This window comes from Flavobacterium xanthum, assembly GCF_900142695.1.
In the GTDB taxonomy this organism is placed as follows: domain Bacteria; phylum Bacteroidota; class Bacteroidia; order Flavobacteriales; family Flavobacteriaceae; genus Flavobacterium; species Flavobacterium xanthum.
On the sequence record NZ_FRBU01000025.1, the window covers coordinates 12501 to 37121 of the forward strand.

A 24621-nucleotide genomic window follows, 5' to 3' on the forward strand; every position below is an offset into this window, starting at 1 on the left:
CCTTTTTAGTTCTTTTCCGAAGCGTTATTTTCATTAAACTTCTTTACAATTTGCTTTAACTTTTCTTTGCGCACAATTTCCGCTTGCTTTACTTTATCTTGTGCTTTATGCAATTTGTCGTTGTGTTTTTTAATATTTCTGTCGTTATTTCTACTCATGGTCTTATGCTAAAAAATTATGAATTCATTTATTTGATTCAAAAATGTCCTGCAAAGTTCGGGTTATTTATTGAAATTCAAGTTGTTTTTAATTTGACAATTTGTTCTTTTAAATAGCATTAGCTATGATTTTCAATTTTGGTTCTCCAAATCAGAATGTGTAGTCCTAATTTTTCAAGATGATTTTAAAGAAATTCGAATTCTAAAACTATTAAAAAGGTCATAATTATTGGCGTTGCAAGAAAAAATGATGTAAAACATTGAAAATTAAAGAGATAACTAAATATCAAAAAGTTTCCTCCTGAACATTTTTTTTATATATTTAGTTTTTTAATGATGCAGTGATCAAAAACATATTATTCCCTATATGAACTCTGAAAAAAAACACACTAAATTGACTAAATGGTTCTTTAAAAGGCCAAAAATAACGGGAGTAATTACGTTCTTATTTTTGAGTTTTATTGCCAGTTTTATCGTAGTACAGCAATATAAATTGATAAAAGAAGACGAGCAGAACGAAATGAACACGATTCTTCATGTCGTGCATCAAAACATTGAACAATCGCTTAAAAATTGTTATACCACTACACTGACTTTAGCACTCACTATCGATAGCAACGGGATTCCTGAAAATTTTGACAGTGTTGGCAAAACACTAATGGCCTCAAATGCCAATATTAATGCGGTACAGTTAGTTCCAAAAGGAATTATAAAATACATATATCCCATGAAAGGGAATGAAGCGGCTATGAATTTAAATATTCTAACGGATCCTTATCTTAAGGAGGAAGCTTTAAAATCAATTGCAACTCAAAAAATGTATTTTGCAGGGCCTTTAAAATTAAAGCAAGGCGGAATGGGAATTGTAGGAAGGTTTCCCGTTTTTGAAAATAATAAATTTTGGGGGTTTTCAGCGGTAATTATCAAACTAGAAACACTTTTGAAATCATCGGGAATCGACAATATAGATGATTCTAAATATTATTTTCAATTTTCAAAATATGACCCTACAGAGCAGAAAGAAATTTTTTATTTACCTAATAAAAGCGATTTTTCCAGCAACTACAATGTTTCAATAAAAATTCCGGACGGTGATTGGAAGTTATACATCATTTCAAAAAATCAAAATTATCTTTATTCTCAAATTTTAATTCCTGGAATCATTGGAATCATTATAGCCGCACTTTTTGGGCTATTAATATTTACGCTTTTAAAAATACCGGAAGAATTACAGTCATTAGTGAGTATTCAGGCTACTAAACTTTTAAATTCTGAAATAAAATTTGGGGCTATTTTTGATCAAGCAGCGATAGGAATTGCTCACATAGATACCTTTACAGGAAATTTTATTGAAATCAACAATCAATATTGCCAATTATTAGGATATACACAGCAGGAAATGAAAGAGCGTAACTTTCAATTCGTAACCCATCCAAAAGACATAGAAGAAGATTTACTGAATCTTGAAAAACTGCGAGAAGGAAAGATTGCAGCGTATACAATGGAAAAGCGGTACATTACAAAAGAGGGTGCTATTGTTTGGATAAATTCAACTGTCTCTCCGCTATTAAAAAAAAATAAAAAAGTAACTACACACATATCTATAGTTGAGGATATTTCAACAAAAAAAGAAGCTGAGTATTTAATTAAAAAAAATGAAACACGATTTAAGAGTCTGTTTGAAGACTCCCCAATGCCGTTAAGAGAAGAAGATTTTTCTGAAGTTAAAAAGTACTTAGAAGAACTGAAATTATTAAATAAAAGTAAAGATATAGTAACTGCTTTTTTTTATGCCAACCCACTCGTTGTAGAAAAGTGCCATTCCTTAATTCAGGTCATTAATATAAATAAGGCCAGTTTAAAATTATACAAGGTCAAATCTAAAGAAGATTTAATTGAAGCGAAGTCAGAACTATTTAACATAAGATCCAAAAAAGATTTCATTGAGAATTTAATCGCTATCACCCAAGGGAAGAAGCACTTCATTATCGATACGATAATAAAAAATGCCAAAGGAGAATTCCGTAACATTAATTTAAGATGGAATATAGTTAAAAGTTACACAAAAACATTCGAACGAATCATTGTCTCTACAGAAGATATTACAGATAGAATGGCCACTGAAAAAATTATCCTCGACACAAAACAAAGAGTAGAATCATTAATTAATACCATTGACGGAATAGTTTGGGAATGCGATGCTACAAACTTTTCGTTTAATTTTATAAGTAAAAAAGTAGAAAATATTTTGGGATATACTGCTGCCGAATGGCTTGCAGAACCTACATTTTGGCAGGATCATATCTACTGGGAAGACCAAGAAATGGTTCGGAATTATTGCAAACTGAAAACAGAACAAAATTTAAACCATGACTTTGAATATCGCATGGTTGCTAAAGACCATTCTATTGTTTGGCTCAGGGACATCGTAAACGTAGTTTTAGAAAATGGCAAAGCAATTAGTTTACGTGGTATTATGATTGACATAACTAAAACTAAAGAAGCGGAAAAAGAGTTGAATACTTCCTACACTATGGTCACCGAACAAAATAAAAGATTATTGAATTTTTCCTATATTGTTTCCCATAATTTAAGATCACACACCAGCAATATCGCCTCTATCGTTTCTTTGATTGAATCCTCTGAATCCGAAGAAGAAAGAGAACAAATGATACAGTTATTAAAAACTGTTTCCGGTTCTCTTAACGAAACCATGGTACACTTAAATGAAGTCATAAATATTAGAAATAATATTGGACTAGTATCTGAATCTTTGAATTTAGCACATTATATTACAACTGTAAAAAGTGTGCTTTCTGAACAAATCACCAGTCATGAAGTAACTATTTCATCTGATATACCGCAGGATACTTTTATTAATTATAACCCTGCTTATCTGGAAAGTATACTGTATAATATTATTTCAAACTCAATTCGATACAGACATTCTTCCCGTAAACCCATCATAAAAATTAATTTAGCGGTCGAAAATGATAGGAAAGTACTTCAAATTTCAGATAATGGCATAGGTATTGATCTTGTGAGAAACGCTGACAAAATTTTTGGTATGTACAAGACTTTCACGAACAATTCTGATTCCAAAGGAATTGGATTGTTTATCACCAAAAATCAAATTGATGCGATGGGAGGAAATATTACTGTGGAAAGCGAACCCAATGTTGGAACTACCTTTAAAATTTATATTCAATGACAAAAAAAGCAATCTGGATAGTTGACGATGATGCCATTTACCAAATTATAGTAAACAAAATAATTCAAAGGTCAGCGATGTTTTCGGCGATTTCCTCTTTCAAAAATGGTAGAGAAGTAATTGATAACTTGCATCATGCTGCAGCAATTAATGGTGATCTTCCGGACATCATTTTATTGGATATCAATATGCCTATAATGGATGGATGGGAATTTATGGAAGCAATGGCACTTATAAAACCTAAATTGCAAAAAGAAATCGTCGTCTATATTGTCAGTTCCTCGATTGCCATTGAAGATAAAAACAAATCAAAATCGTATGAAAATATTTTAGGATACCTCTCCAAACCCATCACTGTAAATGATTTGGTATTAATTGCTTCAAATGATTAATAAAAGAATGCAATAAAGCTTCATAAAAAAATAGCAAACAATACTGTCAGAACTAACATCAGTGAAATTCTTTTTTTATTTCTTCTAATGTTTTAGTAGTAAAGAGGAGTTCATTGATGATTTGTTGTCTCAAAAGATCAATATCATTACAATCAAAATATCGAGCCCACGACGTTAAAGTAAGTAAATTTCGAACTTGTTTGATGCGCTTGGTAGTTTCAAAACTAGTTCGCAAAATTGCTTTTTTATCATAGTTTGGATTGTTTTTATGCTGATAATTAACGGTTTTATTTGAGAAATTTACTTCTAAATAATAGAGTTCTTCCAAAGCATTATCTGGATAAAAGTGGTCCCATGGAGCGAAACCTAATTTAATTTTAGAAGGAGTTACTGGGTCTAATGGCTCTAAACGCCATTTGCTATTTGCTAATCGTCCCCAATGATTGGATACACGATACATTCCTAAATTAGTATAATAATACTTACTTCCCGACTTACTATCGTATTGCAGTTTCATGCCATTGACAGTCTCAATAGGCATTTCACTAAATACACAAAAAGTATTTTTGAAAGAATTTGGGTTGGGGCGAAAAAAAATTTCCATCAAGCAAAGATAATCAGAAAGAGCAAATCCTAGCAAGACAATGTATAATTGATTAACTTTGCCGACAAGATTTACTTTAAAAAAATTATTATGACTAAAGCTTCTGAAGAAAGAATGTTGCAAAAAGGGGTTTACACCGGAATCATGGAAAAAGATGAAAATAACAACTTTTTTTGTGGACAATATCTTTTAGACTACCAAATGGCTACCAAATATACTGTAGGAGATTGGATAACCATCAAATCAATTATCGAAAATCCTAGCGATATCAGCCATAACAAGTATCCAAAAAAATCAAAAAATTTCGATAAAGCGAATAATAAGCCACAACAATAACCTGTTTTAGAGCTTTAATTCTTTGAAATCCAACCCTTAGAAAAGACTTTTTTTTAAAATTTGTTGGTCATAAACCAAAAAAATAAAAAAAAGTGTACCTTTGCAAAAAATTTGTCGATTTTGAAATCAAATTATATTGATTTTATAGTAAAAGACAAGTAGTTACCTTATTTATGAAAAAAATAGTTGAATACCGCAAACTGCTAAATGTAGACAAAACTGCAGAGCTAAAAGATTTGAAAACGATTTATCGTAATGCGATGAAAGAAGCGCATCCTGATAAATTTCAGGGCGATGAAGCTGGATTGAAAGCTGCTGAAGAAAATAGTAAAAAAATCATTGAAGCTTATCATTTCTTGGTTAGCATCAATCCTGAAACATTAAAATTAAACTTACCAGAATATACTGAAACAATAGCAACAGCTACAATTTCAGACTATAAGTTTGTTGAAGGAAGATTAATCATCAATTTCTCAAACGGTAGTGTTTATGAATATATTAGTGTTCCTAAAGCAACTTACGTAAAAATGGTCAACGCTGATTCTCCTGGAAGATTTGCGAAAAGACACATTCTAAATTCGTTTACTTGGAGAAAAACAATCAATCAAGATTAATTCTTTACCACATAAAATTTTAAAGCATCCTTAATAGGATGCTTTTTTTTTGACTTCAAAGCACTTCTTTTCTTCTACTATTACTTTTTTAAAGAATTTTTACTTCAATTGATACTACGGACACCTTTTAAAATGTTTCGGCATCACTATTTATGATCCTTTTAAAAAAATGCTGTTTTTACCGATTCAACAACGAACAAATCATACCAAAACAGATTCAGTTTTCAGTATTAAATCTTTTTTACCGCTCCATTAAAATATGTAACTTCTACCATTGGTAATGGTTGTAAGTGTTATTATTAACAACGGACAGCATCTAAAACTGGCTAATCAATTCATTCTAAACGATACATAAATAATTATAAATTATAACAAAAATTTAGGTTCTAAAATGAATTATATTTTATATTTTTTAAATACTTTTGCAGACTTAACTCAATTAACTAATTAATAATGAAAAAAATAATTCTATTACTTTCGGCAACTGTTGTTTTAATTTCTTGTAACAAAGTTGGCAAAGACGAGTACATCATTTCAGGAACTGCAACAGGAATTGAAAATGGTAAAACAATTATCTTAGAAACACAAGATGCAACGGGAATGATGTTACCAAAAGATACTGTAAAAGTTGAAAATGGGAAATTTGAAATGAAAGGAACAATAACTGAACCTTCATTTTACACTATTCAATTAGAAGGAGCGCAAGCTAAAATACCTTTTATATTAGAAAATGGCGAAGTAACTATTGCTATTAATAAAGATAGTATTCAAAAATCGAAAGTATCAGGAACTTACAATAATGATGAGTATGTAACTTTCAATGAGGAAATCACTAAAGTTCAAAAGAAACTAATGGATTTTCAAAATAAAAATATGGAAGCTATGAATGCTGCACAACAAACTAAAGATACTGTTGTTATCAATGGTTTGATGAAAGAATTTGCAAAGATTCAAGAAGAAGTTGGTGTAGCTTCAAAAGCAAAATATGTTACTTATGCTGAAACGCATCCAAAATCATTTATTTCAGCTTTAATTATTCAAGGAATGTTAAATGACCCAACAGCTGATGTTGCAAAATCTGAAAAATTATACAACGGATTAGAGGAGTCATTGAAAAAGACAAAACCAGGCTTAGCCATCAAAACTAAACTAGCTGAAATCAAAGCACCTGCGGCTGTTGGAGCAACTGCCCCAACAACGGACGGTAAATGAAGAGCCGATTTTTCCGCTCCTAATCCGGAAGGAAAAATAATATCTTTAAAAGAAAGTTTAGGTAAGGTAACAATAATTGATTTCTGGGCATCTTGGTGTGGTCCATGCCGTCAAGAAAACCCAAATGTTGTAGCACTTTATAAAGAATTACACAGCAAAGGGCTAAACATTATTGGTGTTTCTTTAGATAAAGATGCCAAAGCTTGGAAAGAAGCCATTGCAAAAGATAAATTAACTTGGAACCAAGTTTCAAATTTAAAATTTTGGGATGAACCCATTGCAGCACAATACAAAGTGGAATCTATTCCTGCTACTTTTATTTTAGATGCTTCAGGACATGTAGTCGCAAAAGATTTGAGAGGTGATGCGCTTCGAGCTAAAATAGTAGAACTTTTAGCAAAATAAACAACTTCTTTGATAGAAAATATAAAAATCTCCCTAGTGGAGATTTTTATATTTTATTCAATACCAATACATTAAAAATAATACTAAAATTAAGTGCAAATTTAGTTTGGAAACTTCAAAACTGTTTCTATATTTGCACCCGGTTAGCACAATAAGCAATGCTTATTGAGTCTTGGGGAGATACTCAAGCGGCCAACGAGGGCAGACTGTAAATCTGCTGTGTAAACTTCGCAGGTTCGAATCCTGCTCTCCCCACTAAAACGCTGCAAGTAATTGCAGCGTTTTTTTTATAGCACTACTTAATCAAAATTAGCCCCTGATTGTCATTGTCTGACTTACTTGTCTGCATGACTTTTAAAATTAAATAGTCCGTTACTACTAAGTCATTATGCACTCTCACATTTGGAATTTACTTTTTACTATAGTGGCCAAAAGAAATTTAGTTTAAGTAGTTCTATTAGTTTTCACTCGTATTAGAGAATTTAAGGGATACGACATAAAAAAATCCCTATCATTTAAAAATGATAGGGATTTAGTTAGATACGTACTGTCTATTACAAAGTCGCCATATCAATTACAAAGCGATACCGTACATCCCCTTTTATCATGCGGTCGTAAGCATCATTAATATTTTTGATATCAATCATTTCAATTTCTGAAACAATTCCATTCTCAGCGCAGTAATCCAGCATTTCCTGAGTTTCAGGCAAACCGCCAATCAAAGATCCTGCTAGACTTTTTCTACCACCAATTAAGCTAAAAGCATGAATTTCATAAGGTGTTGGTGGTACGCCCACACATATATGCACACCATTTACTCTTAATAAGGACAAATATAAATTTAAATCATGTGGCGCAGAAACAGTATCAAGAATAAAATCAAAATATCCAGTGGCACTTTTTAGTTGTTCTGCATCTTTGGTCACAATAAACTTGTGAGCGCCGAGTTTTTTTGCATCTGCTTCTTTTTCGGGAGACGTACTCAAAACGGTAACTTCAGCACCAAAGGCCACACCAAATTTAACAGCCATGTGTCCTAGCCCACCTAGTCCTAAAACAGCTAACTTATGACCCTTTCCTACTTTCCAATGCTTCAGTGGAGAATAGGTTGTTATTCCAGCACAAAGCAACGGTGCTACAGCGGCTAAATCTAATTTTTCAGAAACGCGTAATACAAAATCTTCATGTACCACGATCGTGTTAGAATAGCCACCATAAGTAGGTGTTTTTCCATCTTGTCCTAAAGCATTATAGGTTGCCGTACTTCCATTTAAACAAAACTGCTCTAGTCCTTCCTGACAGTTTTCACAGGTTCTACAAGAATCTACCAAGCAACCTGTACCAGCTAAATCTCCAATTTTAAACTTTTTGACATGGCTACCTACTTTTATCACTTTCCCTACGATCTCATGTCCAGGAACCATCGGGTAAATAGCTCCACCCCAATCGTCTTTTATTTGGTGAAGATCACTATGGCAAACACCGCAAAACTGAATGTCAAATTGAACATCATGCGGTCCTACTTCACGTCTTTCAAAGTTCCAAGGAGCTAAATCTGTTTTAGAATCTTTTACTGCGTATCCTTTCGTTGGTATCATATTTATTATTTTTTATAAAATTATGAAATATATTGTAGCTCTCGATTTAAAGATTTTATATAATTCCCACTTCTTTCCGTTTTTTTTGAATTTGAGATCAAGTGCTGCAGATACAACATTCTGGAGTATTAGCTGTGTTTATTGCCATTCCTTAAAATTCCACCGCTAGCCTCTTTAATGTATTGAATAAACATAAATGCATGGGGATCTAGTTTACTAATTTCCTCCTTGATTCGCAAAAGCTCGAGTCGGGTAACTACAGTGACAATGATATCACAATCTTTTTTGATGTCGAAATTATCTGGTAAATAGCCTCTTTCGCCCTTGATAATAGTAATTCCTTTTCCTAACTTTTGTACGATTAACGATTTTATTAATTCACTTTTAGAAGAGATGATGTGTAATGAAGTGTACTGCTCTAATCCGTGAGAAATATAATCTAGCGACTTTATAGCTGAAAAATAAGTTACAATAGAATACAGTGCCGTAGAAATACCAAAAGAATAGGCTGCTGCGAGAAACAATAACGTATTCATGGCGAAAATGACCTCTGATACATTGAGACCAATTTTTTTAGTTGTCAATAGTGCTATTATTTCTACGCCATCAGCTGTCGAACCACTACGAATACACAAACCCATGCCCACACCAATAAGACAACCACCAAATAAAGCAATCAATAGTGGGTCTGACGTGACGGGAGCAACATTAAAAAAAGTCATACTTAAAGCAATCAGCAAAAAAGTAAGGAAACTTTGAATAGCAAAAGTTTTACCCAGCATTTGCTTCCCGATAAATAAAAAAGGAATATTAAATACTAATACTAAAATCCCAAAAGGCCATTTGGTAATTTCATGAACTAAAATTGCAATACCAATTATACCGCCATCCAAAAATTTATTAGGTATCATAAATCCCTTTAATGCTAAGGTTATCAAGGCTACTCCTACTAAATTTAAAATAATATTTTTAAAATAAAAAATTTTTTTCCAGTTGATTGAATTGTGATCAGTAATCATAAGGATTTATTTTAATTATAATCCATTCGCTTTACTAAAGTAACAAAATAAGCTTAATTAATTGGTTAATAAACAGTTGTAATTTATATTTATTCAATTATTTGTGTTTTTTAACTTCTCTAAATAAATAGGATTGCTTTTGATTCCATTTAATTGTACTCCTTCCTGTGAGAATTCGATTCCTATTTTTTACATTCTCTCCATTCCACTACAAATCAAAACAAGATAAATTGAATAAAATCTGCAAAAAATAAACTAAATTTGATATAATAAATAGAACAAAATACTAAAAATCAATATCTTAACTGCTCTGCCTCATTCTAAATTGGTCTAATTAAATTAATATTATTAACTAATAAATATATTAATTATGGGCAAAAAAGTAGTAATTGCATTGACTGTTCAAGCGAATAGTCTTTACACGATGAATAACCCTTCTCCAGCTGATATAAATGCTAAATGTTCGCTATCAGATGATAACTCCGGAAGTTCTGCAAATGGCACTTTAGAGGACTTTAAGTCTACTGTTTATATCAACCAAGATGTGAGATGGATAGGTTTGACAAGCGATACTGGATTTTCAGTGTCGATTGACAGCATCGTTTATGAACCAAATTTTAGTGATGTCAATTTTTTTGATTCATCAACAATTAAAGGGACTGGCGGGAGGTCAGGCAATATAACAGCTAAGGTTAAAGATGATTCCAATTTGCTTAACAAAATAGATAAATACAGTATTCATTTTAGTATTTATGACAATGGGAATACCTTTAAATCTTTCCAAATCGATCCAAAATTAGCGGCAAACCCATGATACTTGCAAAAGATCTCACAATTTTTGTCAAAATCTTATTTCTGGTTGTTTTTTCACTTTTTCTGAACTTAATTATGCGGGCTCAGAATCAAAAAGTGGCTGATAGCCTTTTGAAAATTTATCAAACAAATGAACTTGTAAATACGGAAAAATTAGAATTACTGCGGAATTTATCATTTAATGAAGTGAATAATTTAGAGTTATCAATACACTACGCAGATGAATTAATTACATTATCAAAATTAGAGAAAAACAACTTATATCTGTATCGAGGATATTATCAAAAAGGGACTAAAAATAGACTAATAGGAAATTTAAACGAAGCTTTAAACGATTTTTTCAATGGGGGAAAAGCAGCGATTAAAGCGAAGTCGATCAATGGAGAAGGAATATCATACATGGCAATAGCAGATGTATACTCCGTAATGGGAAACTCCAATAATGCCGAAATTTACTATAATAAGTCCATACAATTGCTACGAAAGTCCAATGATTCCATATCTCTAGCTAGTGCACTATTGAACGCTGGAGATGAATATTCGAAGAACAAAAAATTTGGTTTAGCTTTAACCAATTTTGAAGAGGCTGGTGCTATTTTTAAGAAGATTAATTATTCAAGTGGCACGGCATACACTTTGGGAAATATTGGAATGGTCTATGCCAAAATAGGCAAAAGTGAGCTTGCTAAGTCTTACATTACAAAAGCCATAAATATTCTAGAAGAGTTAAAAGACTATTATGCCATTTCAGACTATTTGTTATACATGTCTGACATCTACCTGATGCAGAATAATTGGCCTGCAGCGCTTCGTTATGCGAAGCGTAGTCTGCAACTGGCAGAACAATATGGATTAAAGGAACAAATTAGCAATTCGAATCTAAAAATTTCTGAACTCTATCAAATAGCCAAAAACCCAAAAGAATCCCTTAAATTCTATAAAAATCATATTGCTTATCGGGATAGTATCACTAATCTAAAATCCGTTCAGCAAATGGCTGACATAAGGACAAATTATGAGGTTTCCCAAAAGCAAATTGAAGTAGACTTACTCGAGAAGGATTCAGAAATTCAGAAATTAAAAGAGAAAAAACAACAAAATATCATTTATGCTTCAGCAATCTCTTTATTGCTAATCTTAATTATTACCATAGGTTTTTATAGACGATATAAATTTATTAAAAAAACGAATGGTATTATTGAAGAAGAAAAAAATCGTTCTAACCAATTACTTTTGAATATTCTCCCGGAAGAAACTGCGCTTGAACTAAAACGAAGCGGAAAAGTTCAAGCTAAAAAGTTCGACTCTGTTACCGTTTTATTTGCTGATTTTGAAGGATTTACAAAGTATTCTGAAAATTTATCTCCTGAGAAATTAGTAGAAAGCATTGATTTTTATTTTTCAAAATTTGACACAATAATGGATAAATACAATTTAGAAAAGATTAAAACCGTTGGGGATGCCTATATGTGCGCAGGAGGACTGCCCTTCCCTACTAAAGATCATGCTCATAAAATAGTACTTGCAGCACTGGAAATCGCCCAATTTGTAGAAGCTTCAAAAAATGTGAATTCAGAGAATCAAACTCGTTTTGAAATTCGCATCGGAATCAATACAGGTCCTTTAGTTGCAGGAGTGGTCGGCATAAAAAAATTCTCTTACGACATTTGGGGTGATACTGTGAATATCGCCTCCCGTATGGAATCTAACTCAGAAGCTGGAAAAATAAACATATCCGATTTTACATATAACATTATTAAAAATGATTTTGATTGCAAATACAGAGGGGAAATTGAAGTAAAAAACAAAGGAATGATGAAAATGTACTTTGTAAATGATCCTTTGAATTCTCTTAAAAATTATACCTTCACAAATGAACTTGTCCTTAATGATCCTAACGAATTTTAGTTTATAATCATTAAAGTTTATAAAAATAGTTAGTTTTGAGTACCTTTAAAAAAAAATAAAATGGAAACTCAATCCTATAAAAATCACATTAAGTTCTATCCTCCACATCATTTTGTCTATTATCCAATAATTATGACTTTATTGGGTTTCAGCATCTACTTTACCTTTACCACTCAGGATCAACTCCTTTGGGCTTTTATCAGCATTATTTTTATAGTCCTTTTTTGCCTTGCCTTTATGTTACGACAACATTACGCACTAACGCTACAAAACCGAATTGTACGTTTGGAAATGAGGTACCGTTATTTTTCTATAACAGGCAAAAGATTAGAGGATTTTGAACATCAACTAAATGATGATCAATTATTTGCTTTACGCTTTGCACCTGACATGGAGTTTATAGCATTAATGCAAAGAGCACTCAATGAAAATATTTCAGGAAAAGAAATCAAAAAAGCGATTCAACATTGGAAAGGAGACTACGAGAGAGTTTAATATTCTAAAATAATACTACAAATTTATCCAGAATGACGGTTTAGAATTTTGTTACTTTGTTGCAAATTCTCTCCATACAAACTCGAATTTAAAACTCCTAAATGCCAGCATATTTTCTAGATATTGAATACAGTAAGATTACTTATAGCGAGGAAGAAGTCAATTTTAAGGAATTTGAGTGCTGTACGTTTACCAATTGTAATTTTTCCAGCTGTGTTTTCGTAGCAGTAACTTTTATTGATTGCACTTTTACTGATTGTGTTTTTAGCGATGCAAAAATTAATTACGTAGCTTTTAGAACCGTCACTTTCAATCGTTGTATAATCAAAGACGTTAATTTTTCGATGTGCGATAAATTAATTTTCGAAATCGCCTTTAACAATTGTACTTTGGATTTCTCTAAATTTTATACGCTAAAACTAAAAGGAACCTCTTTTATCAATTGTAGCCTTATAGCGGTAGATTTTATGGGAACAGATTTAACTGAAGTCCTTTTTGAAAATTGTGATTTATACCGTTCCGAATTTGCAAAAGCAATTGCCAACAAAGCTGATTTTAAAACTAGCTATAATTACACAATTGATCCCAAAATAACAAAGTTAAAGAAAGCTTTTTTTTCTACAGAAGGGCTGAAAGGATTATTATACAAACATGATATTGTAGTTGAATAAATCTGTTTAAGAAATTATTTTTCCATCTTCCATGGTAATAATTCTTGTGGTCCTATTAGCAAAATCAGTGTCATGTGTAACTACTAATAAAGTCTGATTTTCTTCCTGGGTAAGCCTATTAAAAATATCAAATACCAAGTCACTATTTTTCTTGTCTAAATTCCCAGTCGGCTCATCCCCCATTATTATCAAAGGATCATTAATCAATGCGCGAGCAATTGCCACCCGTTGCTTTTGACCACCGCTTAACTGATTGGGCATTTTCAGTGCTTGATCTTCCATATCGAGCGTTTTTAAATGCTTCATCGCACGATTTTCTAGTTCTTGATCTGAATATTTACCTAATTTCATCCCTGGAAGCATGACATTTTTTAGAACATTATATTCTGCCAATAAATAATGAAACTGAAATACAAAACCTATTTTTTCATTTCGGATCAGGGCTAATTCTCGATCTGTCTTTCCTGTTACAAGTTGGTTATGAATGTAAATTTGACCGTCGTACGCTGTATCCATCGTGGAGAGCAAGTATAATAAAGTCGATTTTCCACAACCAGACTTGCCTACTATTGACACAAATTCACCATAATTGATACGCATTTCAATTTCTTTTAAGACCTGAAATTTTACGGGATCGTAAAAATATTTACTCAAGCCTTTTGTCTCTAATATAACATTATTTTCCATCTCTATTTTCCCCTGATAATTTCAACTGGATCTATTTTACTGGCTTTTAGCGCAGGAAAAAGTCCAGCAATAGTTGTTGTGAATAAAGCAAAAGTAATCCCAATTCCATAATACAGTGGATTGTAATTAATAGGATATGTTTTCACGGTAGGTAGCGAAGCGGTTTCAAATGGAATAATATCGATAATCGAAGAGAAAATATAGCCAAATAATAAACCAAATAAGCCACCAGCAAGTCCAATAATTATAGAAAGTGAAATAAAAATCCATTGCACATCATTACCAGAAAATCCTGTAGCTTTTAAAATGGCAATACTATCCATTTTTTCATAAATCATCATGTTCAGAATATTATAAATTCCAAAACCGGCAACAATAAGTAAAACAACACCAACGGCATAGGAGATAATACTTCGCACTGTACTTCCAGTTTCAAACTGAGAATTGGCTGTTTGATAATCAATTGTATCAAGATTGAAGGTATTCCTAAACTCTTTTGCGACAGCAGGCGCGGAAGTCCTATCGTATAAATTTATCTGAATATCCGTGATGTAATTCGTAGATTCTCCCACTATTTTTTGAGCTGTAGCCAATGAGGTATAACTCATTACATTATCAATCTCCGCAATTCCAATTTCAGAAATACCAACGATTTTTAGCGAAGCTAGATTTCCTTTGGAGGTGGTAATTTTAATTATATCACCCTTGGAAAGTAACATTTTATCAGACAAACCCTTTCCTATAATAATACTATTGTTCTGAAGCAAATCCGTCACATTACCGTCTACTATATAATCACTTATTTTAAATAATTTTTCTTCAGAAAGCACATCAATGCCGTTAATTACACCACTGATTTCGATTGTTCCAGAATTAAAAAAAACAGGGGAAGTCACTTTTGGAGCAACATCTATAACCCGGGTATCTTTTTTTAAAACAGCTATAATTGTTTTGCTGTTGTAGATGGACTTACCAATATCTTTTGGTTTTATAGAACGTATAAAATTGGTTTTGTTCTTAAATTCTTTTGACAAAAAAATAGGTTGATTTTCTGAAGGCTTTATTTCATTATACAACAGCACATGTGGTGTTCTGTTGAGCATTAATCCATCTAATAAATCATTGAGTCCATTCATAAAACTCACTAAAGCAATAAACATAGCAATGCTAAAAGTTACTCCAACTGCCGCAACAATGGTTTGCTTTAAACGAGCTTGAAGCAAATGAAATGCAATATTTAAAATAAGTTTAAAGTTCATTATTGAGGTTTGTAAATCATTTCATCCGCATTTAATCCCGATACTATTTCTACTTTCTGATAATCGCTCAGACCTGTTTTTACTGCTCTTTTTTCATCTTTATTTACTAAAACATATTTACCTTCAATTAAGAACAGTTTTGGAATGGTAATGGTATTTTTCTTGGTTTGAATAATAATATTAGCTTCTGCTGTAAGATTTGGATAGAGTTTTAAAGGTGGTTTCATGAAATGGGCTTCGATTTTAAAAGTACGGGAACGCTCATCCATGATGGGATAAATTTTATCAATAATTGCATCAAAAACTTTTCCTTTGTAACTGTCCATCGTTACAAGAACTTTCTGACCTGTTTGTATGCGAACCATATCATTTTCGTCAACTTCCAACTCCAACAAAAAAGAATTGGCTTGACCTATTATCGCTAAGGCAATTTGAGGTGTAACCAAAGCCCCTTCTTTTACCAAAACATCAAATAACTGTCCTGAGAACGCACTCTTAATACTAAAATCATTTTGAGATTTTTGATTGAGTTGTAAGTTAATCGCATTTTTACTTTGATCATTTTTCAATTGAGCTCTAAGTTGCGTCAATTGTTTTTTAGTCGATTCATAATTGATTTTCGAACTTTTAAACGCTAATTCGATTCTTTCAAAATCAACTTCTGAAATCCCACCTTGGTTTATGACATTTTTATTTCGGCGGTAAATGGATTCGTCTACCGTTAATTTATCTCTAGCAGACTGAACTTTCATTTCCATTTCAGCCATTTTATCTTGAATATAGCGGCTGGTTTCCAAGCTTAATTGGTAAGCCAGTCGTGCATTTTCAGTGTTCAGTTCCGCTTTTTCGCTTTCCAACTCAAATAGTCGTTGTCCTTTGCTAATAGATTGACCCGCAACAACATTTACTTTTAATAATGTTCCGTTTACAGTGGAATAAACAGTATACTGGCCATCCGCTTTGATAACGCCAGATGCATAGACACTTTCGGTCACTTCTCCAATGGTTGGCTTAATTTTTTCCGTTTCTTCTTTAGAACAAGAAACAAAACTAAAAGCTAGTAGGTAAAATAGTAGTCGTAATTTAAAACTCATTTCGTTTCTAATTTAACTTGATAGATTATGGTCTATTATTGCTATAAATATACGAAATTATCTATTTTTAAGTAGATTTTTTAGGTACTAATTACATACAAAAATAAATACGTAGGAATAAGAAAACGTTAACCTACAGCGCTTTTTCCATTTTGTAGTCTTCCATTTTATAACCGCCATACCCTAACTCAATATCTTCCTCGGCGACGATTTCAAAACCTATTTTTTTGTAAAAAGAGAGTGCTTTGTTAAATTTATTGACATTCAAAGAAATAGCAACCGAATGATTTTGTCTTGCTAAATTTTCAATTGTATCAATCAAGAACTTCCCTGCTCCTTTTCCTTGAGCTTCCGGAAGCAAGTAAATTTTATGGAGCCTTGTTACTTCTTGGTTTAAATAACGGTGTTCATAAGAAGCAAATCCAAGACAAACTCCATCTTCCTCTACCAATAGAAAAAGATGTCCTTTTTGGTTTAAATTTTCGAGTAAAGCTTTTTCGGAATAGAACAAATCAAGCATATAATGAATCTGTTCCTTTGACAAAATACTACCATAGGTGACAGGCCAAGTTTTAGTTGCGATGTCTTGAATCGTTTTAAAATCAGTAAAAGTAGCTTCAGATAGTGATAACATTGTAATAGAAGTAGCGGATTAATTAAGTTTAAAGCAGCTTTGCTTTTGTTGTGAAAGTATAAAATTTTGCAACTGCATTTGGTTTTCCTGTGGTATTTAAAATCTTAAGTTGGTGGTCGACAATTCGATTACAAGTTGCTAGTCTCAATTTTAAATTTAACCATTTAGAATCACATTTCAATCGCTGAAAGTACACGCCACAAAAATGACATTTGCTGCTTATTTTATAATCCTTGCATTTCGATTTTTACACTTATTTAAAAAAAGTGCTCGTTTTTGACGCTAGTTCTCTTCTAAAAATATGGAACTAATCCAATTAGTTTTATAAGTACTATAAACCAAAAACAGTTTTAAGCATTAAGTGGAATTTAATAAAATTTACCATCCAGAAAACTATTTTATAAAGTTTCTACATAGCCTAGCCCATTTTGAATCATCGCCAATTTTAAAATAATCTAAAATTTTGATGTGTTCGTATTTACAAACTATAAAAAAAGGTTTCTTTGTTTAAACCTGAAGACTGATACTGCCAGTCCATATTTACTACGTCTTTAATTACCTTTTTAAGTTTAGAAAAATCATTCGGCTTTTTTATATAAATATTAGCGCCTTGTACAAAACTATCTTCAATATCTTTTTCTGACGAGGAGGTTGAATATATTGCAATGGAAACATCTATGAACCGCGAATTTGATCTTATTTCTCTAAGACATTCATGTCCTGTTTTACAGGGCATGTTCAAATCCAAGAATAAAATATGAGGCAACTTATTTTCCAGATTTTCCAGATAATCAATTAAAACTTTACCATCTTTAAACGAGGTCAGTTTATAGTCCATTTTTAGTTCGGCTAAAGCTTCATTAAAAAGTTGCAAATCCTCTTCGTCGTCATCTGCAATCAAAATATGAATTCTATCTATTTTATTAATCATAAAATTAATGGTTTGGAATATTCTATTTAATCTTTTTCTTTGATAAAAGTCTTTTTTTATCCACTATTCTTTTAAACATGGAAGGCGTTAATCCAGTTACTTTTTTGAATTGTGTCGATAAATAGGCGACGCTACTATAATTCAATTCATAAGAAATCTCTGTTAAACTTAATTTCTCAGCTAAAATTAATTTTTTGGCTCTTTCAATCTTTTGAATTATGATGAAATTCTCGACTGATGTATAAGTATACTCCGAAAAAAGAGTGGTGATGTATCCGTATCGTAAATCTAGCTTTTCAGATAAATACTGCGAAATCGTCGTACTTGGAAATTTATCTTTTTCATAAATAATTTCGACAATGCTATCTTTAATGGTTTGTATCAATTGTGCTTTTGGATTATTAATAATGTGAATGGCATATTGATCGAGTTCCAACTGTAGTTTTTCGAAAGTCTCTAAGGATACATCATCATTAATCTCAATTTGACTTAAGCCTAAAATATGGTATTCTATCTTTAATTTATCTAAGTGGTCTTCTAATATTCTTTTGCAAGCAATATTTCCATCATAATTATAATTGAGCTTCATTAAGTGAATAAGTTATTGAACATTAATTAAATTTTATAAAAGTAGACCAAAAATCACGAATCGATACCTTTTAATATATATTAGTAAAAGAAAGTCACAATTAAGCCAACAAGCGAAGCGCAATTTCAGAATAGGAGTAGTATAAATTGACTAATTAAAAATAAAACTTATCTTACTTACCCATGAATCGTTTCATTTTTACCATAATTTGCAATAACCGATTCCTCAAATTCCAGCCACTCTCTCCAGCGTTTTTCTACATCAATTCCTACTCCATATTTCCGAGCATAAGTAATAAAAGTAGTATAATGTCCTGCTTCACTTTCCATTAAATCTCTATAAAATACAGCTAATTCCTCATCTTGAATATTTTCTGAAAGCACTTTGAATCGTTCACAGCTTCTAGCTTCTATCATAGCGGAAAACAATAACCGTTCCACTAAAGCCGAAACTCTACTTCCTGTACCACTTTTTTTCATGTACAAATACAATTCATTCACGTAATCGTCTTTGCGCTCGCGTCCTAATTTCAATCCACGTTTGATAATTATGTTGTGTACTTGCTCAAAATGATCAATTTCTTCTTTGGCTAAAGCCAATAAATCTTTTACTAAATCTTGATGTTCTGAATTGTTTGTTATAATCGTTATGGCATTTGTAGCAGCTTTTTGTTCACACCAAGCGTGATCGGTTAAGATCTCTTCGATATTTTTTTCTACAATATTAACCCATCTAGGATCCGTAGGTAATTTTAATCTTAGTACAGACATTGAAAATTTGTTTAAAGTTTAAAAAAGTTTAAGGTTTAAAGAAAAAGGTTTAAAATTAAAATTTAGAGACCAATTACATTATTTAAATACCTAATAGTATTTAATAATTGTTGATTCCAAAACTTTAAACTTTAAACCTTAAGCCTTAAACTAAAAAAATTAGTATACGAAAATAGCTCTTTCGCTCATCATTTCGTTTACTTCATTGGCTACTGCTTCGATAACCTCTTCGTTAGTGTGGTCCAATAATACTCTGTCGATAAGAGCAACAATAGTTTCCATATCCTCTTCAACTAGACCTCGAGTGGTGATTGCTGCTGTTCCTACACGAATTCCTGAAGTAACAAATGGAGATTTATCATCAAAGGGAACCATGTTTTTATTAACTGTTATTTCTGCTTTGACTAATGCATTTTCAGCATCTTTTCCAGAAATATTTTTATTTCTTAAATCAATCAACATCATGTGATTATCCGTTCCACCAGAAATGATTTCGTATCCTCTTTTTACAAAAGCATCTGCCATCGCATTAGCATTTTTTTGCAGTTGTAAAGCATAGGTAAAAAATTCGTCTTTCAATGCTTCACCAAAAGCTACTGCTTTTGCAGCAATAATGTGCATCAATGGACCTCCTTGATTTCCAGGGAAAACAGCTAAATCCAATAAAGAAGACATCATTCTGATTTCGCCTTTTGGAGTTGTTAAACCAAATGGATTTTCAAAATCTTTACCCATCAAGATTAAACCTCCACGAGGTCCACGTAATGTTTTGTGTGTTGTAGTAGTTACAATGTGGCAATGAGGCAATGGATCATTCATCAAACCTTTGGCAATTAGTCCCGCTGGATGCGAAATATCAGCCAACAAAATAGCTCCAACACTATCAGCAATTACTCTGAAGCGCTCAAAATCCATATCACGAGAGTATGCCGAGGCACCTGCAATAATCAATTTTGGTTGTTCTTTTGTTGCTATTTCTTGAATTTTATCATAATTTAATCTTCCCGTTTCCTTGTCTACACCATAAAAAGAAGGAGTGTACAAACGACCTGAAAAATTCACTGGAGAACCGTGAGTTAAGTGTCCACCATGAGACAAATCAAAACCTAAAATTTTGTCTCCCGGTTTAATACACGCGTGGTAAACCGCTGTGTTAGCTTGAGAACCAGAGTGAGGCTGCACATTAGCATAAGCAGCTCCAAATAATTCTTTGGCTCTGTCAATTGCAATTTGCTCCACAACGTCAACTACTTCGCAACCGCCGTAGTATCTTTTGCCAGGATATCCTTCAGCATATTTGTTCGTTAAAACTGAACCAGCCGCTTCCATTACTTCGTCACTTACGAAGTTTTCTGAGGCAATAAGTTCTAATCCGTGAATTTGTCTTTCTTGTTCTTCCAGAATAAGGTCAAAAATTTGTTCGTCGCGTTGCATTTTTTTGATTTTCGTTAATTTGATGCAAAAATACAAAAAAACGTTTGGTTAATAGTTAGATTATAATATATTTGACGAGTAATTTTTTAACAAATTAATTAACAAAATATGCCGATAACAGCTAACGATACCAATAGAAAATCATGGCTTGAAGTAGATCCGAACAGTGATTTTCCCATTCAAAACATTCCGTTTGGTGTTTTTCTTACAAAAGAAAACGTCGTGACCGTAGGGACTAGAATAGGAGATTTCGCCATTGATTTAGGCGCTTTGCAACAATTACATTATTTTGAAGGTATTGAACTGACCGATGATATGTTCATGCAGGACACTTTGAATGACTTTATTTCTGATGGACAAAAAACATGGCGTTTGGTTCGAAACCGAATTGCAGAAATTTTTGATGTAACCAATCCTAAATTACAAGGTAATGCAAAAGACAAAGACATTATCATTTTCAATTTAGAGGATGTTGAAATGCAGTTGCCTGTATTGATAGGTGATTACACTGATTTTTACTCCAGTAAAGAGCACGCAACTAATGTAGGGAAAATGTTTCGTGATCCAGAAAATGCATTGCTACCTAACTGGCTTCACATTCCTGTGGGATACCACGGTAGAAGTTCTACAATAGTTCCATCTGGTATTCCGGTTCACCGTCCCATGGGACAAACGTTACCAAATGGCGAAACTACACCAGTTTTTGGCTCTTCTCGTTTAGTGGATTTCGAATTGGAAACCGCTTTTATTACCACTGATGTCAATATAATGGGTGAAAATATAGCCGTTACAGAAGCGGAAGATTATATTTTTGGAATGGTTTTACTGAATGACTGGAGTGCGCGTGATATTCAAAAATGGGAATATGTGCCACTAGGACCGTTCTTAGCTAAGAGTTTTGCAAGCTCGATTTCTCCTTGGATTGTGACAATGGATGCTTTGGAACCATTTAGAACTAAAGGACCAAAACAAGAACCAACTCCACTGCCGTATTTACAACAAAAAGGAAAGCATTCTTTTGATATTAATTTAGAAGTAGCCATTCAACCTGAAAAAGCAGAACCGACGGTAATTTCACGTTCAAATTTTAAATACATGTACTGGACAATGAGCCAGCAATTAGCACATCATACTTCTAATGGGTGTCGTGTAAATTCAGGAGACATGATGGGTTCAGGCACTATTTCAGGACCTACTGCAGATAGTTTTGGTTCCATGCTAGAACTTACTTGGGGAGGAAAAAACCCAATTAAACTAAATGATGGGACAGAACGTAAGTTTATCAATGACAATGACACTGTTATTATGAAAGGTTTTTGTCAAAACGGACATGTAAGAATTGGTTTTGGAGAAGTTTCCAGTAAACTACTGCCTCCATTCGTTAGAAAATGAAATTCTAAAAAACTATAAATAAAACTCCAAAAGTGTACACTTTTGGAGTTTTTTATTTTAAACTATACACCAAAATAACCTGCTAAAATCAGTTGAATCTGGTTATTAATGCGTACCAAATTTGTTCTTGATCGCTCTTTCCACTCGCAACAAAAGCGCAATTACCATTACAATCAAAAGACTCAAACCAATATTCCTATTTGTAGTAGGATTAAAATTTGTTACGAAACTAAAAATGCAGCAAGCACTTAATAGTAAGCCCAATTTAATCATTTCTTTTGAGGAATAATTTTGAGCAAAATCCCATCTTTCTTGACTTTTCATTGCGTTTGCCGATCGGTAACCATACAGCGAATTTATTTTCTTTGGTGGAAATTTCAGCATAATAAAACCCACTACTGTAAAAATCAGTCCCGTCATAAATGGAATTAAAAATAAAGGGTTTTCAAACATGCAGTATTTATTTTGTATTTCTCGATAATTCGCTTGCAACAATCCAAATGTACTACTTAATTCATCACCCCAGAGCCCAGATAGTAGCGAAAAACTTTATGCAGCCGAAGGTTTGTTTTTTGTTGCTCTAAAAGAGCGACCAAAGGAAGCTCCTTTTAGGGCTTACAAAAACAGCCTGATGCCAATAAACTTGTAACGAATAGCTGGAAGTAGCTCCATTAAAATTAGAATCGTTTTCGTTATATTTTGACTAATAAAATTATGAACCTCTAATAATTTTCTTATTTTTGAACCACTTTTGAAAGATACAAATTGATACAAACTTGCTAAAAAGAAGTGCTTATGAAAAAAATTACGCTGTTATTATTCTTGTTTATCCTTGTTTCAGCATGCGGTGTCAAGCAAATCCAAAACTTATTAAGTTCTGGCAATTATGATCAGGCTATCGAAAATGCAGTGTCTAATTTGCGTACTAATAAAGATAAAAAAGGCAAACAAGACTATGTTTATTTGCTAGAAGAGGCTTTCGCCAAAGCAAAAGAACGGGATTTGAATTCCATAAATTTGCTTGCTAAAGATGCCAATCCAGCGCAATTGGAGAAAATGTATACTATGTATTTACAATTGAATCAACGGCAGGAAACCATCAAACCGTTGCTTCCGCTAAAGCTACTTAGAGAAGGCAGAAACGCTATTTTTCCGTTTGACAATTACAACGATCAAATTATAGATAGCAAAAATGCATTATCAGGGTATTTATATGCCAATGCTAAAAAATTAATGGCAACAACGGACAAGATGAACTTTAGGAAAGCGTATGATGACTTAGAGTATTTGAACCAAATAAATCCAAATTACAAAAACGTAATACAGCTGCTGCAAGAAGCACAATTTAAAGGTTCTGATTATGTTTCGGTGTATACCAAAAATGAAACCAACATGATTATTCCTGTTCGGCTTCAAAATGATCTATTGGACTTCAGCACATTGGGATTAAATGACAAATGGACTGTTTACCACAGCAATAAGCAAAAAGGAATTGATTATGATTATGGAATGGTAATCAATTTTCGCCAAATCTTTATTTCACCAGAGCAAATTAAAGAAAGGGAATTTGTGAAAGAACGCATCATAAAAGATGGTGTCAAAAAACTGATTGACGCGAATGGAAAAGAAGTCGTTGACGAAAAAGGAAAAGTAGTTATGGTGGATAATCTTAAAACCGTAACAGCCAGGATTTATGAATTCAGACAGTTTAAATTGTGCCAAATTACCGCTAAGATTGACTATTTGAATTTAAGAAGCAATCAATTGTTACACTCTTTTCCAATCAGTAGCGAGTTCATTTTTGAGAATATTTACGCAACTTACAAAGGAGACCGACGCGCTTCTGACGACAATTACTACTCTTATTTTGACAGAAATCCAGTTCCCTTTCCTAATAGCGAACAGATGGTTTATGATACCGGAGAAGACTTGAAAGCTAAGATTAAAGACATTATAAGCCGAAACCGATTTAGAAATTAGTCTCCAAAAATAAATATCTTTTCATCGAACTCCTTGATAAATCAATTGATCAAGGAGTTTTTTTGTTCTACATTAAATCAACAATCCATTAAAATTTTGTTAGAAAAAGAAAAATAGGTCTTGTGTTATAAAAAATAGTGTACTTTTGGCCCAATGAATAACAACAATTTAAATATAACTCCTATCTCACGGACAAACAGACCTAGTACTTCTCCCGAAGTACGGATGCTATTAGTATAGTTTCCTCAAGTGTTCTGATATATTTTTATTCATTTTTTATTTTTTCTTGTTTTGAAATCACCGCTATTTATTATTGGAGCTATCCATCCAAAAAATACTATTATTTTTTCAACATCGTATTGTTATTCAATTCGTTGTTCTGCAATAGATTGTAGATCTATTGTACTAACTTTTG

General features: G+C 32.4%; 24 protein-coding genes, 1 tRNA gene and 1 pseudogene. 13 read left to right on the plus strand and 13 right to left on the minus strand.

Going from position 1 to position 24621, the window contains the following annotated elements; genetic code table 11:
• Window positions 1-5 precede the first annotated feature (5 nt).
• Window positions 6-158, minus strand: coding sequence for a hypothetical protein (locus BUC11_RS16975; RefSeq protein ID WP_175547747.1), 153 nt, complete (start codon window positions 156-158; stop codon window positions 6-8).
• Between the two features lie 367 nt (window positions 159-525).
• On the opposite strand from BUC11_RS16975, the gene BUC11_RS16625 reads away from it, so the two are divergent.
• Together BUC11_RS16625 and BUC11_RS11265 are read left to right on the plus strand one after the other, a co-directional pair.
• Window positions 526-3369 (plus strand): PAS domain S-box protein, encoded by a 2844-nt coding sequence (locus tag BUC11_RS16625; protein ID WP_084129628.1) that lies wholly within the window; start codon window positions 526-528, stop codon window positions 3367-3369.
• On the plus strand, window positions 3366-3761 hold the full coding sequence (locus tag BUC11_RS11265; RefSeq protein WP_073354128.1) for a response regulator: 396 nt from the start codon (window positions 3366-3368) through the stop codon (window positions 3759-3761). Before BUC11_RS16625 ends, BUC11_RS11265 begins: the two co-directional genes overlap by 4 nt.
• A 58-nt stretch (window positions 3762-3819) precedes the next feature.
• Here the strand turns inward: BUC11_RS11265 and BUC11_RS11270 are convergent, their stop codons facing one another.
• The gene (locus BUC11_RS11270) at window positions 3820-4365 is read right to left on the minus strand and encodes a hypothetical protein (protein ID WP_073354130.1); all 546 of its coding nucleotides are present in this window, start codon (window positions 4363-4365) and stop codon (window positions 3820-3822) included.
• Window positions 4366-4455: 90 nt separating this feature from the next.
• On the opposite strand from BUC11_RS11270, the gene BUC11_RS11275 reads away from it, so the two are divergent.
• The 5 genes and pseudogenes from BUC11_RS11275 (at window position 4456) to BUC11_RS11295 (ending at window position 7187) form a co-directional block, all read left to right on the plus strand.
• A complete protein-coding gene (locus BUC11_RS11275) occupies window positions 4456-4701 on the plus strand; it encodes a hypothetical protein (RefSeq protein ID WP_073354131.1) in 246 nt (81 codons plus the stop codon).
• Between the two features lie 173 nt (window positions 4702-4874).
• Complete coding sequence (locus BUC11_RS11280; protein ID WP_073354133.1) at window positions 4875-5315, plus strand: KTSC domain-containing protein; 441 nt, start codon at window positions 4875-4877, stop codon at window positions 5313-5315.
• A gap of 453 nt (window positions 5316-5768) precedes the next feature.
• Entirely contained in the window at window positions 5769-6527 is a 759-nt protein-coding gene (locus tag BUC11_RS11285) for a DUF4369 domain-containing protein (protein ID WP_073354134.1), read from the plus strand.
• Between the two features lie 18 nt (window positions 6528-6545).
• Window positions 6546-6932 (plus strand): annotated as a pseudogene (locus BUC11_RS11290) (TlpA family protein disulfide reductase); the annotation flags it as partial.
• Window positions 6933-7106: 174 nt separating this feature from the next.
• Window positions 7107-7187 (plus strand) — tRNA-Tyr (locus BUC11_RS11295).
• A 299-nt stretch (window positions 7188-7486) separates the two neighbouring features.
• On the opposite strand, the gene BUC11_RS11300 is transcribed toward BUC11_RS11295, so the two are convergent.
• Window positions 7487-8530 carry an NAD(P)-dependent alcohol dehydrogenase gene (locus tag BUC11_RS11300; RefSeq protein WP_073354137.1) on the minus strand — a complete coding sequence of 348 codons (1044 nt, stop codon included), beginning with the start codon at window positions 8528-8530 and terminating at the stop codon, window positions 7487-7489.
• Between the two features lie 128 nt (window positions 8531-8658).
• A complete protein-coding gene (locus tag BUC11_RS11305; protein WP_073354138.1) occupies window positions 8659-9549 on the minus strand; it encodes a YitT family protein in 891 nt (296 codons plus the stop codon).
• Between the two features lie 370 nt (window positions 9550-9919).
• Between BUC11_RS11305 and BUC11_RS11310 the strand changes: the two genes are divergently transcribed.
• From BUC11_RS11310 to BUC11_RS11325, 4 genes are all read left to right on the plus strand, one after another.
• Window positions 9920-10363: a hypothetical protein gene (locus tag BUC11_RS11310; protein ID WP_073354140.1), complete on the plus strand. Its 444-nt coding sequence runs from the start codon at window positions 9920-9922 to the stop codon at window positions 10361-10363.
• 74 nt (window positions 10364-10437) lie between these two features.
• Window positions 10438-12270, plus strand: coding sequence for an adenylate/guanylate cyclase domain-containing protein (locus BUC11_RS11315; RefSeq protein ID WP_245793856.1), 1833 nt, complete (start codon window positions 10438-10440; stop codon window positions 12268-12270).
• Between the two features lie 60 nt (window positions 12271-12330).
• Window positions 12331-12765, plus strand: a complete 435-nt coding sequence (locus BUC11_RS11320) for a DUF6526 family protein (RefSeq protein WP_073354143.1) — start codon at window positions 12331-12333, stop codon at window positions 12763-12765.
• Window positions 12766-12866: 101 nt separating this feature from the next.
• Window positions 12867-13436, plus strand: a complete 570-nt coding sequence (locus BUC11_RS11325; protein WP_073354145.1) for a pentapeptide repeat-containing protein — start codon at window positions 12867-12869, stop codon at window positions 13434-13436.
• 6 nt (window positions 13437-13442) lie between these two features.
• Here the strand turns inward: BUC11_RS11325 and BUC11_RS11330 are convergent, their stop codons facing one another.
• The 8 genes from BUC11_RS11330 to glyA all read right to left on the minus strand — a co-directional run bounded on the left by BUC11_RS11330 (window position 13443) and on the right by glyA (window position 20834).
• A complete protein-coding gene (locus BUC11_RS11330; protein WP_073354147.1) occupies window positions 13443-14123 on the minus strand; it encodes an ABC transporter ATP-binding protein in 681 nt (226 codons plus the stop codon).
• Window positions 14124-14125: 2 nt separating this feature from the next.
• The gene (locus BUC11_RS11335) at window positions 14126-15382 is read right to left on the minus strand and encodes an ABC transporter permease (RefSeq protein WP_073354149.1); all 1257 of its coding nucleotides are present in this window, start codon (window positions 15380-15382) and stop codon (window positions 14126-14128) included.
• Window positions 15382-16476, minus strand: a complete 1095-nt coding sequence (locus BUC11_RS11340) for an efflux RND transporter periplasmic adaptor subunit (RefSeq protein ID WP_073354150.1) — start codon at window positions 16474-16476, stop codon at window positions 15382-15384. The genes BUC11_RS11335 and BUC11_RS11340 overlap by 1 nt, the downstream gene beginning before the upstream one ends.
• 133 nt (window positions 16477-16609) lie before the next feature.
• Complete coding sequence (locus tag BUC11_RS11345; RefSeq protein ID WP_073354152.1) at window positions 16610-17110, minus strand: GNAT family N-acetyltransferase; 501 nt, start codon at window positions 17108-17110, stop codon at window positions 16610-16612.
• A 478-nt stretch (window positions 17111-17588) separates the two neighbouring features.
• Window positions 17589-18041 carry a response regulator gene (locus BUC11_RS11350; RefSeq protein ID WP_175547748.1) on the minus strand — a complete coding sequence of 151 codons (453 nt, stop codon included), beginning with the start codon at window positions 18039-18041 and terminating at the stop codon, window positions 17589-17591.
• Between the two features lie 22 nt (window positions 18042-18063).
• Window positions 18064-18630, minus strand: a complete 567-nt coding sequence (locus tag BUC11_RS11355) for a helix-turn-helix domain-containing protein (RefSeq protein WP_073354153.1) — start codon at window positions 18628-18630, stop codon at window positions 18064-18066.
• Window positions 18631-18806: 176 nt separating this feature from the next.
• Window positions 18807-19400 (minus strand): MiaE family protein, encoded by a 594-nt coding sequence (miaE, locus tag BUC11_RS11360; protein WP_073354155.1) that lies wholly within the window; start codon window positions 19398-19400, stop codon window positions 18807-18809.
• A gap of 159 nt (window positions 19401-19559) precedes the next feature.
• Window positions 19560-20834, minus strand: coding sequence for a serine hydroxymethyltransferase (gene glyA / locus BUC11_RS11365; RefSeq protein ID WP_073354156.1), 1275 nt, complete (start codon window positions 20832-20834; stop codon window positions 19560-19562).
• A 108-nt stretch (window positions 20835-20942) separates the two neighbouring features.
• On the opposite strand from glyA, the gene fahA reads away from it, so the two are divergent.
• Complete coding sequence (gene fahA, locus BUC11_RS11370) at window positions 20943-22226, plus strand: fumarylacetoacetase (RefSeq protein WP_073354158.1); 1284 nt, start codon at window positions 20943-20945, stop codon at window positions 22224-22226.
• Window positions 22227-22331: 105 nt separating this feature from the next.
• On the opposite strand, the gene BUC11_RS11375 is transcribed toward fahA, so the two are convergent.
• Window positions 22332-22679 carry an SdpI family protein gene (locus tag BUC11_RS11375; RefSeq protein WP_073354160.1) on the minus strand — a complete coding sequence of 116 codons (348 nt, stop codon included), beginning with the start codon at window positions 22677-22679 and terminating at the stop codon, window positions 22332-22334.
• A 342-nt stretch (window positions 22680-23021) separates the two neighbouring features.
• Here BUC11_RS11375 and BUC11_RS11380 point away from each other — a divergent pair, with 342 nt between their 5' ends.
• Entirely contained in the window at window positions 23022-24206 is a 1185-nt protein-coding gene (locus tag BUC11_RS11380) for a hypothetical protein (RefSeq protein ID WP_073354161.1), read from the plus strand.
• Window positions 24207-24621 lie beyond the last annotated feature (415 nt).

What these genes read in the sequence shown, in the direction of transcription:
- BUC11_RS16975 (WP_175547747.1), bottom strand. Translation starts at nt 158, where the DNA reads ATGAGTAGAAATAACGACAGAAATATTAAAAAACACAACGACAAATTG.
- BUC11_RS16625 (WP_084129628.1), top strand. Translation starts at nt 526, where the DNA reads ATGAACTCTGAAAAAAAACACACTAAATTGACTAAATGGTTCTTTAAA.
- BUC11_RS11265 (WP_073354128.1), top strand. Translation starts at nt 3,366, where the DNA reads ATGACAAAAAAAGCAATCTGGATAGTTGACGATGATGCCATTTACCAA.
- BUC11_RS11270 (WP_073354130.1), bottom strand. Translation starts at nt 4,365, where the DNA reads ATGGAAATTTTTTTTCGCCCCAACCCAAATTCTTTCAAAAATACTTTT.
- BUC11_RS11275 (WP_073354131.1), top strand. Translation starts at nt 4,456, where the DNA reads ATGACTAAAGCTTCTGAAGAAAGAATGTTGCAAAAAGGGGTTTACACC.
- BUC11_RS11280 (WP_073354133.1), top strand. Translation starts at nt 4,875, where the DNA reads ATGAAAAAAATAGTTGAATACCGCAAACTGCTAAATGTAGACAAAACT.
- BUC11_RS11285 (WP_073354134.1), top strand. Translation starts at nt 5,769, where the DNA reads ATGAAAAAAATAATTCTATTACTTTCGGCAACTGTTGTTTTAATTTCT.
- BUC11_RS11300 (WP_073354137.1), bottom strand. Translation starts at nt 8,530, where the DNA reads ATGATACCAACGAAAGGATACGCAGTAAAAGATTCTAAAACAGATTTA.
- BUC11_RS11305 (WP_073354138.1), bottom strand. Translation starts at nt 9,549, where the DNA reads ATGATTACTGATCACAATTCAATCAACTGGAAAAAAATTTTTTATTTT.
- BUC11_RS11310 (WP_073354140.1), top strand. Translation starts at nt 9,920, where the DNA reads ATGGGCAAAAAAGTAGTAATTGCATTGACTGTTCAAGCGAATAGTCTT.
- BUC11_RS11315 (WP_245793856.1), top strand. Translation starts at nt 10,438, where the DNA reads ATGCGGGCTCAGAATCAAAAAGTGGCTGATAGCCTTTTGAAAATTTAT.
- BUC11_RS11320 (WP_073354143.1), top strand. Translation starts at nt 12,331, where the DNA reads ATGGAAACTCAATCCTATAAAAATCACATTAAGTTCTATCCTCCACAT.
- BUC11_RS11325 (WP_073354145.1), top strand. Translation starts at nt 12,867, where the DNA reads ATGCCAGCATATTTTCTAGATATTGAATACAGTAAGATTACTTATAGC.
- BUC11_RS11330 (WP_073354147.1), bottom strand. Translation starts at nt 14,123, where the DNA reads ATGGAAAATAATGTTATATTAGAGACAAAAGGCTTGAGTAAATATTTT.
- BUC11_RS11335 (WP_073354149.1), bottom strand. Translation starts at nt 15,382, where the DNA reads ATGAACTTTAAACTTATTTTAAATATTGCATTTCATTTGCTTCAAGCT.
- BUC11_RS11340 (WP_073354150.1), bottom strand. Translation starts at nt 16,476, where the DNA reads ATGAGTTTTAAATTACGACTACTATTTTACCTACTAGCTTTTAGTTTT.
- BUC11_RS11345 (WP_073354152.1), bottom strand. Translation starts at nt 17,110, where the DNA reads ATGTTATCACTATCTGAAGCTACTTTTACTGATTTTAAAACGATTCAA.
- BUC11_RS11350 (WP_175547748.1), bottom strand. Translation starts at nt 18,041, where the DNA reads ATGATTAATAAAATAGATAGAATTCATATTTTGATTGCAGATGACGAC.
- BUC11_RS11355 (WP_073354153.1), bottom strand. Translation starts at nt 18,630, where the DNA reads ATGAAGCTCAATTATAATTATGATGGAAATATTGCTTGCAAAAGAATA.
- miaE (WP_073354155.1), bottom strand. Translation starts at nt 19,400, where the DNA reads ATGTCTGTACTAAGATTAAAATTACCTACGGATCCTAGATGGGTTAAT.
- glyA (WP_073354156.1), bottom strand. Translation starts at nt 20,834, where the DNA reads ATGCAACGCGACGAACAAATTTTTGACCTTATTCTGGAAGAACAAGAA.
- fahA (WP_073354158.1), top strand. Translation starts at nt 20,943, where the DNA reads ATGCCGATAACAGCTAACGATACCAATAGAAAATCATGGCTTGAAGTA.
- BUC11_RS11375 (WP_073354160.1), bottom strand. Translation starts at nt 22,679, where the DNA reads ATGTTTGAAAACCCTTTATTTTTAATTCCATTTATGACGGGACTGATT.
- BUC11_RS11380 (WP_073354161.1), top strand. Translation starts at nt 23,022, where the DNA reads ATGAAAAAAATTACGCTGTTATTATTCTTGTTTATCCTTGTTTCAGCA.